10 protein-coding genes and 1 tRNA gene are annotated in these 14,895 nt (G+C 63.3%); 4 read left to right on the forward strand and 7 right to left on the reverse strand.

Annotated elements, in window-relative coordinates; genetic code table 11:
• The first annotated feature begins 80 nt into the window (after positions 1-80).
• Both ppk2 and CBW24_RS09520 read left to right on the forward strand, forming a co-directional pair.
• A complete protein-coding gene (gene ppk2 / locus CBW24_RS09515; protein ID WP_097373440.1) occupies positions 81-950 on the forward strand; it encodes a polyphosphate kinase 2 in 870 nt (289 codons plus the stop codon).
• Positions 943-1,560 (forward strand): TetR/AcrR family transcriptional regulator, encoded by a 618-nt coding sequence (locus CBW24_RS09520; RefSeq protein WP_088661849.1) that lies wholly within the window; start codon positions 943-945, stop codon positions 1,558-1,560. The genes ppk2 and CBW24_RS09520 overlap by 8 nt, the downstream gene beginning before the upstream one ends.
• A gap of 204 nt (positions 1,561-1,764) precedes the next feature.
• Here CBW24_RS09520 and CBW24_RS09525 read toward each other — a convergent pair whose 3' ends face one another.
• From CBW24_RS09525 to CBW24_RS09535, 3 genes are all read right to left on the reverse strand, one after another.
• Complete coding sequence (locus CBW24_RS09525) at positions 1,765-3,831, reverse strand: catalase (RefSeq protein WP_088661848.1); 2,067 nt, start codon at positions 3,829-3,831, stop codon at positions 1,765-1,767.
• Between the two features lie 330 nt (positions 3,832-4,161).
• On the reverse strand, positions 4,162-7,455 hold the full coding sequence (locus CBW24_RS09530; protein ID WP_269779739.1) for a TM0106 family RecB-like putative nuclease: 3,294 nt from the start codon (positions 7,453-7,455) through the stop codon (positions 4,162-4,164).
• 36 nt (positions 7,456-7,491) lie between these two features.
• Entirely contained in the window at positions 7,492-7,752 is a 261-nt protein-coding gene (locus CBW24_RS09535; RefSeq protein ID WP_097373442.1) for a hypothetical protein, read from the reverse strand.
• A gap of 202 nt (positions 7,753-7,954) precedes the next feature.
• Between CBW24_RS09535 and CBW24_RS09540 the strand changes: the two genes are divergently transcribed.
• Both CBW24_RS09540 and CBW24_RS09545 read left to right on the forward strand, forming a co-directional pair.
• Entirely contained in the window at positions 7,955-8,839 is an 885-nt protein-coding gene (locus CBW24_RS09540) for a helix-turn-helix transcriptional regulator (RefSeq protein ID WP_232529668.1), read from the forward strand.
• A gap of 23 nt (positions 8,840-8,862) precedes the next feature.
• Positions 8,863-9,528 carry a HEPN domain-containing protein gene (locus tag CBW24_RS09545; protein ID WP_198405166.1) on the forward strand — a complete coding sequence of 222 codons (666 nt, stop codon included), beginning with the start codon at positions 8,863-8,865 and terminating at the stop codon, positions 9,526-9,528.
• A 130-nt stretch (positions 9,529-9,658) separates the two neighbouring features.
• Here CBW24_RS09545 and CBW24_RS09550 read toward each other — a convergent pair.
• The 4 genes from CBW24_RS09550 to CBW24_RS09565 form a co-directional block, all read right to left on the reverse strand.
• Positions 9,659-9,748, reverse strand: a tRNA-Ser gene (locus CBW24_RS09550).
• A 228-nt stretch (positions 9,749-9,976) separates the two neighbouring features.
• Entirely contained in the window at positions 9,977-10,720 is a 744-nt protein-coding gene (locus tag CBW24_RS09555) for an alanyl-tRNA editing protein (protein WP_097373444.1), read from the reverse strand.
• 203 nt (positions 10,721-10,923) lie between these two features.
• Positions 10,924-13,413 (reverse strand): DUF3772 domain-containing protein, encoded by a 2,490-nt coding sequence (locus tag CBW24_RS09560; RefSeq protein WP_198405167.1) that lies wholly within the window; start codon positions 13,411-13,413, stop codon positions 10,924-10,926.
• A gap of 215 nt (positions 13,414-13,628) precedes the next feature.
• On the reverse strand, positions 13,629-14,675 hold the full coding sequence (locus CBW24_RS09565; protein WP_097373446.1) for a cysteine synthase A: 1,047 nt from the start codon (positions 14,673-14,675) through the stop codon (positions 13,629-13,631).
• Between the last annotated feature and the right edge of the window lie 220 nt (positions 14,676-14,895).

Raw genomic sequence — 14,895 nt, forward strand, 5'->3', positions numbered from 1 at the left:
TGTGATTGCACAGGCGCGTCCGGGACGTCATGATGGTCCGACCCATCATGACCTGCTTCCGATCCCGAACTGGACCGACCATGACCCTGCCCTTCGACGGCGCGATTTCCCGCTTCTACGAAAGCGAAGCGCCACAGGACGTGCGCGAGGCCATCGCCCGCGCCGATAAGGACGATATCCTCGACCCCGCCTATCCGTATGACACCGAAATGCGCGGCAAGCATTACGACGCCGAGATGGACGCGCTTCAGATCGAGCTGGTCAAGCTGCAGGCATGGGTGCGGGACACCGGCGCACGGGTGGCGGTGGTGTTCGAGGGCCGCGATGCGGCGGGTAAGGGCGGCACCATCAAGCGCATCCGCGAAAACCTGAACCCGCGTCTGGCGCGGGTCGTGGCGCTGCCGAAACCGTCCGAACGCGAGGCGCGCGAATGGTATTTTCAGCGCTATATCAGCCAGTTGCCCGCCGGGGGTGAGATCGTTCTGTTTGACCGAAGCTGGTATAACCGCGCGGTCGTGGAGCATGTGTTCGGCTTTTGCACCCCCGAGGAGCGCGAGAAGTTTTTCCGCCAGTTGCCGAGCTTTGAGCAGATGCTGGCCGATGAGGGCATCCATCTGGTGAAGCTGTGGCTCAATGTCGGGCGGGCCGAGCAGCTGCGCCGGTTTTTGAAGCGCGAAGCCGATCCGCTGAAACAGTGGAAGCTGAGCCGCATCGATGTGGAGGGGCTGAAGCTGTGGGACGCCTATTCCGACGCCATCGCGGAGACATTCGAGCGCAGTCATTTCGACTATGCGCCGTGGACGGTGATCCGGTCTGACGACAAGAAACGCGCCCGTCTGGCCGCGATCCGCACCATCCTGTCGGGGCTGGATTACGCGGGCAAGGACCGCGCCGCCGCCCATGCGCCCGATCCCGACATCGCTGGCGGACCGTCGATCTGGCATGGCTAAACGCGGCTACCATCACGGCAACCTCCGCGCGGCGCTGATCGACGCGGCGCTGGGGCTGATCGAAGAGAAAAGCCCGCAAGGCTTTACCCTGTCGGAAGCCGCGAAAGCCGCGGGCGTCACCCCTGCCGCCGTCTACCGGCATTTTCAGGGGCGCGACGATCTGTTGGCGGAGATTGCCCTGCAAGGCTATGAAATCTTTGCCGATCTGATGGATTACGCCTATGAGACCGGGCAGCCCTCGGACCTTGCCAGTTTCGAGGCGACGGGGCGCGCGTATCTCGCCTTTGCGCGGCGCTATCCGGGGCATTACATGGCGATGTTCGAAAGCGGATTGTCGGTGAACCGGACGCCGGAGCTGGCGCGGGCCTCGGCGCGGGCGCGCGATGTTCTGGAGAAAGCCGCCGCCGGGCTATCGGCGCATATCCCGCCCGAAAAGCGCCCGCCCGCGGCGATGTTTTCCGCGCATATCTGGGCGATGTCGCACGGGGTGGTGGAGCTGTTCGCGCGCGGCGCGCCCGGTGGACAGGCGCCCTTCCCGCCCGAAGATCTGCTGGAAAGCGGAATTGGGATTTACCTGCGCGGGCTGGGCCTGATTCCTCCCGATAGCTGAGGAAACCATGTCAGCCACCCTGCCCCATTGTTTCGCACGCGAAACAATTTAAGGGTTGGTAACGGTTTTATGCGACAAAATCGGCATGAACCTGCTGCCGCTGGGGTCGCGGGACGCTGTGTCAGGACATTCGTCATGAAATTACGCGGTCACGCATCCGTCGTAAGATGCGGGGGCATTTGCACGCCCCCGCCCTAACCGGGATTAGCCGGTCATTTTGGTTTCGCGTTCCCAGAACCGCATGCCGCGGCAGAGTTTGACGAAATCCTTGGCCGATTTGTCGCCCAGCTTCAGCATGCCGTCGTCGATCTTGTCGGCGATGCCGGTGGCCTTGAACAGCGGCATGGCGCCGTCGCTATAGGCGATGAATTTCGCATGGGCGAACGCGTCACTGACGAAGTCCTGTGCGGGTTTGTTCAGCGCGAGCGTCTCGCCCTCCTCCTTGGGCATGACCAGCGCCACGGCATCGAACACCACCGACGGACCGCCGTCGATCTTCTCGTCCGCGGGTTTGGTGCTGCCATCCGACAGGGTCGCGCCAAAGATCTGCGCCGTGACGATCGCCACCATCGCGCCTTCGTCCTTGAACGCCTTTTCAAGCGCGGCAACCTGATCCGCGTCGGCCCCATCGGCGATGAACAGGCCCAGTTTGCGCCCGGCGAAGGTTTTGGGGCCATTTTTAAGGATGCTCAGCGCGTCCGACGGCGGCAGATCGGTGATCGGCGCGCGGGCGGGTGTGGCGGCTTCGGGCATGTCGACGACGCCCAGCCCCTCGGCCACCATCTGCGCCAGATCGTCATGGACGTTCATCAGATGGCTGAGCATCCGCAGGCGGATGTCTTCGCGCTGACATTTCGACAGCTCGAAGGTAAACCCATTGGCGATGTGGCGCTGCTCGGTCTCTGTCTGGCTGATCCAGAACTGCCGCGCCTGACTGTAGTGATCCGCGAAAGTTTCCGAGCGCACGCGCTGTTTCGTGCCCTCCACCGGTTCGGCGTAGCTTTCAAACCCGATTTTCGGGTTTTCGCGGGGGTTCGGCTCCGCATCCCAGCTATTTGGTTCGTAATTCACACGACCGCGGGGATTGTGCATGGCCATATGGCCATCCTGCTGGAAATGATGCATGGGACATTTCGGCGCGTTGATCGGAATATGCGTGAAATTGGGCCCGCCCAGACGCTTGATCTGCGTGTCGAGATAGGAGAAATTTCGCCCCTGCAAAAGCGGGTCATTGGTATGGTCGATACCGCGCACGATGTTTTGCGTGCAGAACGCCACCTGTTCGGTTTCGGCAAAGAAGTTATCGACATTCGCGTCGAGCGTGAGCGTCCCGATCAGGCGCACTGGCACCTGCTCTTCGGGGATCAGTTTCGTCGCGTCGAGGATATCGAATTCGAACGCGTCAGCAAATTCGTCGTCGAACACCTGAATGCCCAGATCCCATTTCGGGAAATCACCAGCATCGATGGCGTCCCACATATCGCGACGATGAAAATCAGGATCGGCCCCATTGATTTTCAAAGCCTCGTTCCAAACGACGGATTGCAACCCCTGACGGGGCTTCCAATGGAATTTGACGTAATGGGATTTGCCTTCGGCATTGACCAGTCGGAACGTGTGGACGCCAAAGCCTTCCATGAACCGGAAAGATCGCGGAATGGCCCGATCAGACATTTGCCACAGCGTCATATGCACCGATTCCGGCGAGAGCGACGCGAAATCCCAGAAATTGTCATGGGCCGACTGCGCCTGCGGGAAACCGCGATCCGGGGCCTCTTTGACCGAATGGATCAGATCCGGGAATTTGATTGCATCCTGAATGAAGAAAACCGGGATGTTATTGCCGACGAGATCCCAATTGCCTTCCTGCGTATAGAATTTCGTCGCGAAACCACGCACATCGCGGGCAAGGTCGAAGGAGCCTTTGTTACCGGCAACGGTCGAAAAGCGGGTAAATGTCGGCGTTTTTTCGCCGACCCGCTGAAAAATGTCGGCGCAGGACAGTTCCGGGATCGCCTCGGTCAGTTCGAAATGGCCATGGACGCCGTAGCCCCGCGCATGAACGACCCGCTCCGGGATGCGCTCATGGTCAAAATGGAAGATTTTCTCGCGCATGATGTGGTCTTCGAGAAGCACCGGCCCGCGCGGCCCGGCCTTCAGCGAATTTTGGTCATCTGCGATGGGCCCACCCTGCGCGGTGGTCATCGTCTTCGTCCGGGCGGTCGTCTGCTGCCGCGGCGCGCCGCCATCGTCGAGTTTGGCATCTTTCATGATAAGGTCCTTCAGGATTTCATCGTAAAGGGAACGAGGAAGACCCCAAGCGCACCACGGTCCTGCCGCTAGCTACGCCAAGGTCTCGCTTCCTTGTGATGAAATGTGTGGACGGTGAGAAAGTTCCGGCGCCCGGAAGGCGCGCGCGGGAGGACAGCGAGGTTGGCTGGATCGGGGAGGCTAAGACATTTCCGCTGATCTCAGAGTGCAGATGGTATAAACGCTAGCCGTGGCACGCGATATAAGGGTGCGTCATTCAGCCATATGCATTTCATTACGACACGAGAAAAAGGAGCCGCGCGTTTTCGTCCGCCATTTCCCCCTCGACACTCAAATAATCTCCGGCAACGCACATAGCGTATTTACCAGCTGCATTTGCTCGATTGTATTGCATTTCGCCTCGCGCAATCGCGGCGCGCCAAAGACAAGGGCCAGAGCCTTGGCACGGGAGACGGCGACGTTGATGCGGTTCAGCGAGAATAGAAATTCCATGCCGCGCGTGGTTTCTTCGGCAGACGACGCTGTCATCGAGACCAGACACACGGGCGCCTCCTGCCCCTGAAACTTATCGACGGTGCCCACGCGGATGCCCGTTGGCAGTGCGTCTTGCAGGGCGTTCACTTGGGCGTTGTAGGGCGCGACGACGATGATGTCGGACTTGCGCATTGGGCGGGTGAAGCCGTCCCGGTCAGTCCATTTGCCGCTCAGGAGGTCGGTGACGGCGTGCTTGATCGCGCCGATTTCTTCCTGCGCGATCTGGGCATTGCCCTCATGGGGGACCGGCACCCAGAATGCTCCGGCTTCGGGGAGCGCCGTGCCGGTGACGCGCTGGCGAGCGGTATCATCGTGGCTCGTCAGCCGCGCTTCATAGACCTGTTCCGAAATAAAATGGCAGACCTTCGGGTGCATGCGCCGGGAGATGGGAAGGAAAATACCCCGGTCGGCTGGAACGGTTGCATGCTCCCCCAGCATCCAGTCCAGACAGGACAGGTTCGCGGGCTCGGGATGCGCGCCCTGAATGACCTGCGGCAACTGACGCGGATCGCCGACCAGCACGATATTGCGCGCGGCGCGGCCCATGGCGACCATATTGGCAAGGCCGACCTGACCGGCTTCGTCCACGAACAGCCAATCGAAGGCCTGCACGTTTTCATCACGCGAGAAGAACCACGCGGTCCCCCCGACAACATCGGCCGTGCTTAGCGCCGGGTCGTCATTCGACAGGGCGCGGGTGATGCCCGTGACCCCCGCGGGATAGCCATCGTCGCCGCTGCTGACTTTATGCGCCAGTTCGGCATTTTCCACGGTGATGTCGGGATCGTCCGCGTCCAGCGCGCGCAAGCAGCCGATCAGAACATTGCGGATCGCCTCGTGGCTGTTCGACGCGACCCCGACGCGGAACCCTTGGCGGACGAGCGACAGGATCGCGCGGGCGCTGACATAGGTCTTGCCGGTGCCGGGTGGTCCCTGAATTGGCAATACGGTGCCATCCATGGCGTTCACGGCGGCGATGGTGCCCGCGACCGGGTCCGCGCCGCCAAGCAGATCGGCGGTTGAACCGGAGCGCAGACGCGGGGCTGCACGCGACAGCAGGTCATCCACCGCCGTGAAGTCGCACGGCCCACATTGATCGGAGATCACATCCGCCACGGCAGCGGCGATGACAGCCGTATTTAGCGGCCAATCCGGGTGCAGCGTCAGTTCATCGGTCAGAAGAGCGGCCTTTGCCGGACCAGCCTTTACGGTGATCTGGCGCGTTTGCCGGTCCATATCCGTGATGGTGAGACTTGCCGGAGGGTGGTCAAAGACCGGGACCGTCACAGACCTGCCGCTGCGCAGTTTGGTCTCCTGTTCCGGATAGGTGTAGCTGCGCGCGAAGGATCGTTTGACAGGCTCCACCGGACCGATGGCGCGCAGCCCGGCCAGCGCATCGAGATCATCGAGCAGGTCTTCTTCGTCCTTCGCGGCGCTGTCGAACACCGCCCATTGCGCGGGCTTGGCCTCGCGTCTGTGAAAGACGCCCAAGTTAAACAGCATCTCCTGCCGCGCGGCGGGCAGGTCGGACGCTGCCAGCCTGTTGCGCAAGGCTTGTGCCTCGGCATCCTCCGTGACTTCTTGTTCGCCCGCATCGGCCGCGACGGTCGGCCATGGGCCATCAGGCCGGATCCCCACCAGCCAATCGCGCAATTCCTCTGTCGAGATGCAATCGACGCGATTATACTCCTCGATCTCGTCCAAGATCTGCTGGTCCTGCGTTTCGCGCCAGCGCTCATAGGCCACGACCGACCCACCTGCTGTTTTGACCTCGCCGTCGCGTTTGCGGTCGTAAAAGGCCTCCATTGATTTGATGGAGTAATTAGGCTCCGATCCGATCAGCCCGCCGCGGACCACGGCGAACAGGTCAACAAAGCGGCGCTCCCGCAGAAGCCGGTCAAGAAACGCCTCTCCGATCCCGTATTTGGTCGTCAGGCGTTTCAGCGCGGTGATCTCATAGGGCGCGTAGTGATAGATGCGCGCGGTGGGGAATTGCGTGAGCCGCGCGCGAAAGAACGCGAACAAATCGGTCAGGGCCTGTGCCTCGGCAGTGTGATCATGCGCCCAGAATGCCTGAAACTGCCCGTCGAACCAGAGCCCGTGCAGATATTCGAGGCCGCCGTCGTAATGAGGGTCGCCTTCGATGTCATAGAACAGATCCCCCTGCTGCGGTTCCGGCAACAGATCGAAGCCCTTGCCCACCTCTGGCGCTCGCAGTTCGAAATCGGGCTCCCCAGTTTTGCGGGCCTGTTGGAGACGGGCCTGAGTGACCAAGCGGGTTTGGGTGTTTTCCGCCATCCCGCGGACCGGCTGATCCAATGTCGAGAGAGCCTCCAACGAGCGAACCCCTGCGGCCTCCAGCTTTTTCACCTGAGCGCGGCTGATATTGGCGACATTGAACAGGCTGTCTTCGGCCTGCCAGACGCTGGTGCAATGATCGGCCCAGCGGCACAGGCCACAATCGGCACAGGGCATCGGGCGGGTCGGCTGCGGATCGGCGACGAAGGCTTCCAACCGCGCCCGCGCCATCCGTGCATAGGCCGCATAATCCGCCAGCCGCAGGGTCGCGCGGGTGCCGTCACCGAGTTCGACATGCGCCCGCGCAGGCGCCACCCCCTGAATTTCCGTCAACAAATCGGAATACAGAACCAACTGAAGCGCATGTTTGGGATCGGCCCGGCGTTTAAGTTTGGTGTCCGCCACCTCGTAGCTGAACGGTCCGAGCGCCGAGGGGGTCTCGACCCGTTCGAGAAAGTCAGACCAACCGCCCCAGTTCCCCGACAGAAACGCGCCTTGAAAGACCACATCCGGGCCTTGGGCAAGTGCCGCGCGCGTGGCGTCGGCGTTCTCATTCAGTGCGCCACGCTCGATTTCCACAATCGTGCGCCCATCGTCTTTGAGCAGCGACAGATGCGCCGCTTCATGCGCGTCGCCCTGCTTTTGCAACAGGGCCGCATCCTCGGTATTTTCCCCCGGTTGCGGCCCCGTTCCGCGCATATGCGCCATATCCAGCGTCGTCGCGTGGGCGCATCCCATGAAGCGCATGAGATCGGTAGCAGATAGCAGAATATGCGCGCCTGATGATTTCACTGAAATACGCCCGATGACTAAGAGAAAAAGAACCGATTAACTGCGGATAATGCGCAAACCCCGGGGTGACACCAATGAGGCCCGTTTGCCTTTGCCGGTCATGCGCAGAGAAAATCCGGACGACACCAGATCCGCCGCCTCATTCAGCGTTTTCACATAGACTGCATTTTCCGCATGATGCTTGGCAGATCCGAATTTGGGATCGCCCAAGCAGTAGCCTTTCGGTCCGAAATCAGGTTCCTCGGCAATACCGTCCCGAGGCTGGGTCCGTTCAATTCGGATTACATGTCCAGTCATTCGCGCGTTCCTCCTGATCGCAGATCTGTTTCGAGAATCGTCTCGACAGGTCACAAGGTCATCAATACCCTGTGAGGGTGTCAATTCGTGGCATGGGGGTCAAATGTCTTTCACGAAAGCGCAGGATTTGATTCGCCTCGCTCAAATGGCCGCATCCCGTCGCAGGGGCGTCAGCCTGGAAGATATATGCGCTGAGTTCGACGTGTCCCATCGCACCGCGCAGCGAATGACCGAAGCGCTGGACGCAGCATTTGCGAACGTCTCGACCACAGATGATGTGGAACGGCGGCGTTTCTGGCGGATCGATGCCCCATTGCCGGAACGGTTGCAGCCCCGACAGGAAACCGCAATCGAGGCGCTCGAAATTGCGGCCCGCGCCGCGCGCGACGAAGGACGGTTGCGCCATTCCCGCGCGTTGGAGGATTTTCGCGATGGACTGCTGGCGCGGCTCCAACCCCGCGATGCCCTGCGGTCAGAGGCCGATGCAGAGGCGGTGCTGGTCGGCTTGGGCCATGTGACGCGCCCCGGACCCACCGTCGCGCGGAAGCCTGCTGTGACAGACGCGGTGATCGAGGCGCTGCGCGGCCCGTTCCGGCTTCGGGTCTGGTATGGCGATCAAGACGCCGCGCCGCGGGTGATTGAGCCACATGGGATGCTGCTGGGGCATCGCAGCTATCTGGTGGCGCGGCAGCCCGCGCGGGGCAATGGCATCCTGAATTTCCGCATGGACCGGATCACCAAGGCCGAGGTTCTGAACGAGAGCTTTCAGCTGACGCCGGAATTTTCACTGGAAAGCTACGCCGCGCAGTCCTTCGGCGTCTACCAAGACCCCGCCCAATACGGCGAAGTGGTGTGGCGTTTCGCCCCCGATGCAGCCACGCGCGCTGCTGAATTTCAGTTTCATCCAACCCAAATTCTAGAACCGCAGGACGATGGCAGCCTCATTGTTCGTTTCAATGCAGCAGGCTGGTTGGAAATGGCATGGCATCTCTATCAATGGGGCGACAAGGTGGAGGTGTTGGCCCCCATGGGGCTTCGCGAAATGGTTGCGGGCTATCAAAGATCCGACTTCGCCGCATTGCCATGAGGCATATTTGACAGGAGTTATAGATGACCAATGGCCTAGACCATGCCACCCTGAAAGAGAAACAACGCGCCATTCGCGCAGGCTTTCCCGAAACCATGGGTTTGCGCGCGCATCGCGCCCTCAGTTGGATCGACCGCGCGGAACAGTGCGGCGAGGATCACGATGGCCGGTTCATATTCCTCTGGATCGCCTTCAACGCCGCCTATGCGGACGAGCGGGAATTTCAGGCGATTGCTCCGGGAGAGCGTGCAGCGTTTGCCGACTATTTCGGGCGATTGATCGAATTTGACAACGAACAGCGTATCTACAAAGCGCTGTGGCAGCAGTTTTCGGGCCCGGTGCGGTTGCTTATGGAAAATCGCTACGTCTTCAATCCGTTCTGGCAATACCACAACGGAATTGACGGGTTCGAAAACTGGGAGGACCGGTTCACGACCTCTGCCCGGTCCTTTGCGGCGGCCTTCCAGTCAGGCGACAGCGCGCGTGTGCTGAGCTTCGTCTTTGATCGGCTATATGTTCTGCGCAATCAGCTCGTGCACGGCGGCGCGACGTGGAACAGCGGCGTGAACCGGGCGCAGGTTCGGGATGGCGCTGAAATACTTGCGTTTCTCATGCCCGTCTTCATCGACATCATGATGGACCACCCCCACGAAAATTGGGGTCGGCCGTTCTATCCCGTCGTTGAATAGGGTGACGTCAGACTGGGATCGCCTATCGCGGTCTATCGGGAAACGGCAAGGACAGGCGTGCCGAAATGCCATCCTTCATTGGCGTTTTAAACGCCGGGCGGTGGCAACATGGGATGTCTGTGAAAGCAAATGGCGGAGAGACAGGGATTCGAACCCTGGAGACGGTCTCCCGCCTACACACTTTCCAGGCGTGCGCCTTCGACCACTCGGCCACCTCTCCGTGGGGGGGCGTTTAGCCGGTATCGTGGGGGGGGTTCAAGGGGAAATCCGGCGGCTTGGTGCGAAAGTTTTGGGTGACCGTGCGGCGTGCGGGGTTTGGGGTGCGGGTGCGGCGCGTGGCGGGGGGGTGCATGCGGGGTTTAGGGCGCGGAGACGGCGCGCGGCGGGGAGCGGCGCGCCAAGGCGGGGCGGGGTCGCGCGGCGGGGGGCGGCGCGCCCTGCCCTCCCTTCAGCCGAGCAGAAGGGTCAGGCGGCGGTTGCTGCGGCCTTTCTTTTCGACCTTGCCCAGTGTGATGCGCCCGATCTCCCCGGTGCGGGCGACATGGGTGCCACCGCAGGGTTGCAGATCGACCTGCGCTGCGCCGTCGCCGATGCGGATCAGGCGAACGCGACCTTGGCCGGTGGGCGGTGCGACGCTCATGGTTTTGACGAGGCCCGGATTGGCGGCGAGGTCGGCATCGGTGATCCAATCCTCGGTGACCGGCAGATCGGCGTCGATGAGCGCCTGCAGGGCCTGCTCCAGTGCGTCCTTATCCTCGGGCGGGTCTGGCATGTCGAAATCCAGTCGTCCCTTCTCGGTGCCGATGGCACCGCCTGAGACGGGCAGCCCCACGACGACCGAAAGCAGGTGCAGCGCGGTATGGACCCGCATGTGGCGGTGGCGGCGGGCCCAGTCGAGATGCTGGGTGAGCGCGGTGCCCACGGGGGGTAGCCGGACCGGCTCGGCGGGGACGAGGACGATGCTGCCCCGTTCCCCCTTTACCGCGGTGGCGATGGCGATCTCACCGCCTGCCCATTCGAGCGTGCCTGCGTCACCGGGCTGCCCGCCGCCGGTGGGGTAGAAGAGGCTAGCATCAAGGACGATGCCGCCTTCGGGCGTGAGGGCGGTGACGATGGCCGGAGCCTCGCGCCGGTAGGGATCGGCGCGGAAGAGCATCTCGGTCGGGGCGGCAGGCGATGGTGTCGGGGTCATGATCCTCTCCTGAGCGGGGCTGCGGGCGGGCGTGGGGGTTCGGGGTCGCGGGCTGGGATGGCGCAGGGGCGTGCTGGTGTGGGGTCCCGTGCGGTGGCGCGGGCGGGGTGCTGTGCCGTCACCCTGCCCGGCCACCCTGCCCCTGCGCGCATCCCGCGTCGGCCCCCGATATCGTGGCGGAGGCGGGACGCGCGCGGGGCGGTTCAGTCATCGCCGCTCATGTCATCGGCGGTAGGGGTCAGCTGCGGCGTGGCGCTGCTGTCGGGTGTGGTGTCCGTCCCCGGCGCGGCGGAGGCAGACCCCGCGCGCAGCGGTCCCCGCCGGTGCAGCGCATTTGCCAGCGCGTCGGGATTGCGCAGCCACAGATCCCGCTGGGCGAAGGGGATTTCGATCCGTTCCTCGGCGAAACGCCGGGCGATTTCATGGTTGATGTCATTCTGCACCACCATGATGAAGGACACATCCCGCAGGATGGCGCGCACCTCGAAATCCAGACTGTCCGCACCGAACCCCATGAAGATCACCTGCGGCGGCGGGGTGAGGATCACCATCGGCTGCGCCTCCGCCACCTCGCGCAATACCCGGTCGACGAGCTTGGTGTCGGTGCCATAGGCCACGCCGACCTTGACGATCAGGCGGCCCGACATGTTGCCCTTGGTCCAGTTGGTGACCTGCCCGGTGATGAGATCGGCATTCGGCACGATCACATCGGTGCGGTCGAAGGTCTCGATCCGGGTGGAGCGCACGGAGATCCGTTTGACGATGCCCATGACGCCGCCAACCTGCACCCAATCGCCTTCGGAGACCGGGCGTTCGACCAGCAAGATGATGCCGGAGACGAAGTTCGACACGATGGTTTGCAGACCAAAACCGATGCCGACCGACAGCGCACCGGCGACAATGGCGAGGGAGCTAAGGTCGATCCCCGCCGTGGTGATGGCAATCACCGCCGCAAGGAAGAACCCAATATAGCCCAGCACCGAAATCAGGGCGTTCTGGCCGCCGATATCGATCCGGGTTTTGGGCAGAACGGTGTTGCGCAAGGTGCCTTGCAGCATCCGGGTGATGACGTAGCCAATCGCGAACACGATGGCGAAGGTCATGAAGTCGCCCGGCGAAATCCGGGTGGTCCCGATCGAGAACCCGGCAAGGAATTGCGACCAGAGTTCGGTAAGGTCCGACACCCGCGCGCCCCAGATCAGCGCCAGAACCGGCAGTGCCAGCACCGCGATGAGCAGGTTGACCAGCACCGGGATCAGGCCTTCGCTGCTGGCGCCTTCCCGCTTGGTCGTGATGTCGTAGACGCGGCTTTGGACCCGTTGCAGCAGGATCAGGGCCGCAAGCAGCGCCAGCGTCAGGACCGGCGAGAAGATCGCGAAATTCGCCGCCGCGCGGTAGCCGATGGCCGCCAGAACCGGCCCCAGCACGCCCAGCAGGATCGTGAGCCGCCCCAGCACCATCACAACCTGGTCGCGCAGCTGGCGGCCTTCGTCGGTGACGGGGGCATTGCGGCTGTGCAGCACCAGAAGGTGCCCCAGACGCATCATGAACAGCCCCGCAATCACAAGGATCGGGAAGTCGAGCACCGCCAGCGCGGCGGTGCTGAGCATATCGGCATCCCCCAGCGCCTGCAGCAGCGTCTCGGCGGCCAGCAGAAGGCCCAGAACGGTGCTGTGCAGCCGTCCTTCGGTGCGCTGTTCTGCCGACAGGGTCAGCGGCGCGGGCATTTCGGGATCGCGTGGGAAGGTCAGCGCCCCCAGCCAGCGCGCCACAAAGAAGGTCAGCCCCATCACGGGGATGATGCGCAGCACCGTTTCCCCGATCGGGCCGGTCATGCCGGTGGACAGAACCGCCAATACCATCAGCACCAGCCCCACCAGCGGCAGCACCAGTTGGCCCAGCGACACCAGCGTGGTCAGAACCACGGCACGGGCGGCGGCGCTGGAGCGGCGCAGCACCCGGTCGGCAATCCGCGCGGACCAGACCCGACCGCGCAGGGCGAGCACCAGACCAATCAGGCCGAGGATCACCACCACAGGGCCGTTGCGGCGCAGCAGTTCGGAGCGGGTTTCCATGGACCAGGCTGCCGCGAATTCGGCGGCGATGCCCCGCAGCAAGGTCTGCGCATCCTCCCACGCGGTGGCGTAATGGGCGGGGTTGAGCGGGGTCGGTCCCAGTTCCGTCAGTTCCGCTGCCTGCCGTTCGCGCACCAGTGCATCAAGCTGCCGGATCAGGCCGGAGGCGCGGGAATAGGCTTCTTCCGCGGTGCGGATCGGCACCTGCAATTCGGCCAGACGTTCCTCCAGCGCGGCACGGCGCGCGGCAATTTCTTCGGGCTCGGATTCGCCTGCTTCGGTATCGGGCGCGGCGCCAAGCGCGGAAATCTGATCGCGCAGGGTCTGGATCTGGGTCGCGTTGATCGACTGACCCTGAAGGAAGCGGGTGCGCCAATTGGCCAGCGTGCCGCGCATGATCTCCAACGCTTCGGTCGAGGCCTGCCCGGTGGCGAGCACCTCCTCCGCGCGGGTGGCGAGCCGTTCCCATTCATCGTAATCGATGGCTTCGGCTTCGGTCTGGGCCCATGCGGCCCCGGCTAGAGGCTGCGCCCCCGAAAGAAGCGCGCCGGGGTTCGGCGTCAGTATCGGCAGCGTCAGCAGCGCGAGACCCAGCAGAAGACGGCAAAGACGGTGCATGGTCACTCCATTACGATCAGGACAAGGGAGAGGCATCGTCCCGGGCGGCAGTCCTGTCGCGGCGCACGGCGCGATTGCTGCGCCGGACCGCCGCGCCCGGTCGGACGGAGACTGTTGCCCCATCCGACCGTCAGGCCACGCCCGCCCGGCCCCTCCCGGTGCAAGGCTCGGTGCTCATGCCACGGTGGCCGCCTGCGTGCCACCGGCGCGCGGGGTTACTCGGCGGCTTCGCGCACATCCGGCAGCGGGCGTTCGCCGCCATCGGTCAGGAAGCGCGGCAGAGGAAGCCCTTTTTCCTTAAGGAAATCGGGGTTGAACAGCTTCGACTGGTAGCGATTGCCGTAATCGCACAGAACGGTCACGATGCGGTGTCCGGGGCCCATCTCGCGCGCCATGCGGATCGCGCCGGCCATGTTGATGCCGGACGACCCCCCAAGGCACAGACCCTCATGTTCCAGCAGATCGAAGATCAGGGGCAGCGCCTCGTCATCGGGGATCTGATAGGCCATGTCGGGGGTGAAGCCTTCGAGATTGGCGGTGATGCGCCCCTGCCCGATGCCTTCGGTGATCGAGCCGCCTTCGGAGCGCAGTTCACCCTCGGTGTAATAATTGTAGAGCGCCGCGCCCATCGGATCGGCGAGCGCGATTTTCACGCCCTTGGGCTGAAGCGCCATGCCGACGCCCGCCAGCGTGCCGCCCGAGCCCACGGCGCAGACGAAGCCATCGACGCGGCCATCGGTCTGCGCCCAGATTTCCGGGCCAGTGCCGTCGATATGGGCCTGACGGTTGGCGGTATTGTCGAACTGGTTGGCCCAGATCGCGCCGTTCGGTTCGGTTTCGGCCAGCGCGGCGGCGAGACGACCGGAATAGCGGACATAGTTGTTGGGATCGCGATAAGGCTTCGCGGGAACCTCGACCAGCTGCGCGCCAGCGAGGCGGATCATGTCCTTCTTTTCCTGACTTTGCGTTTCAGGGATCACGATGACCGTGCGAAAGCCCATCGACGCGCCCATCAGCGCAAGCCCGATGCCGGTATTGCCTGCCGTGCCTTCGACGATGGTGCCGCCGGGGCGCAGATCGCCGCGCGCGATGGCGTCACGGATGATCCAGAGCGCGGCGCGATCCTTTACCGACTGGCCGGGATTGAGAAACTCCGCCTTGCCGAGGATTTCGCAGCCGGTCTCGTCGGATGCACGGTTGAGCCGGATCAGGGGCGTGTTGCCCACGGCATCGGCAAGGTCGATCTTGATCTGTTGCGACATGAAGCGGCCCTCGTCTGCGGTTCTGGTGGTGCAACGCACTGCACCGGTGTCGGGTTCTGACTATCTTTCGCCCGCGCAGAGTCAACTGTAACGCTGCCCGCGGGTCGGATACGCCGGTTCTGTTGGGGCGCGGGTTTTAGCGGACCGGGAGGGTTTCAGCGGGATGCGCAGACCCTAGGCCGCCCAGACAAGGCCCCGGACAGCGTCGGCAGACAGGCCT

Origin of the sequence: Pacificitalea manganoxidans, assembly GCF_002504165.1 — a bacterium.
GTDB classification, from domain to species: domain Bacteria; phylum Pseudomonadota; class Alphaproteobacteria; order Rhodobacterales; family Rhodobacteraceae; genus Pacificitalea; species Pacificitalea manganoxidans.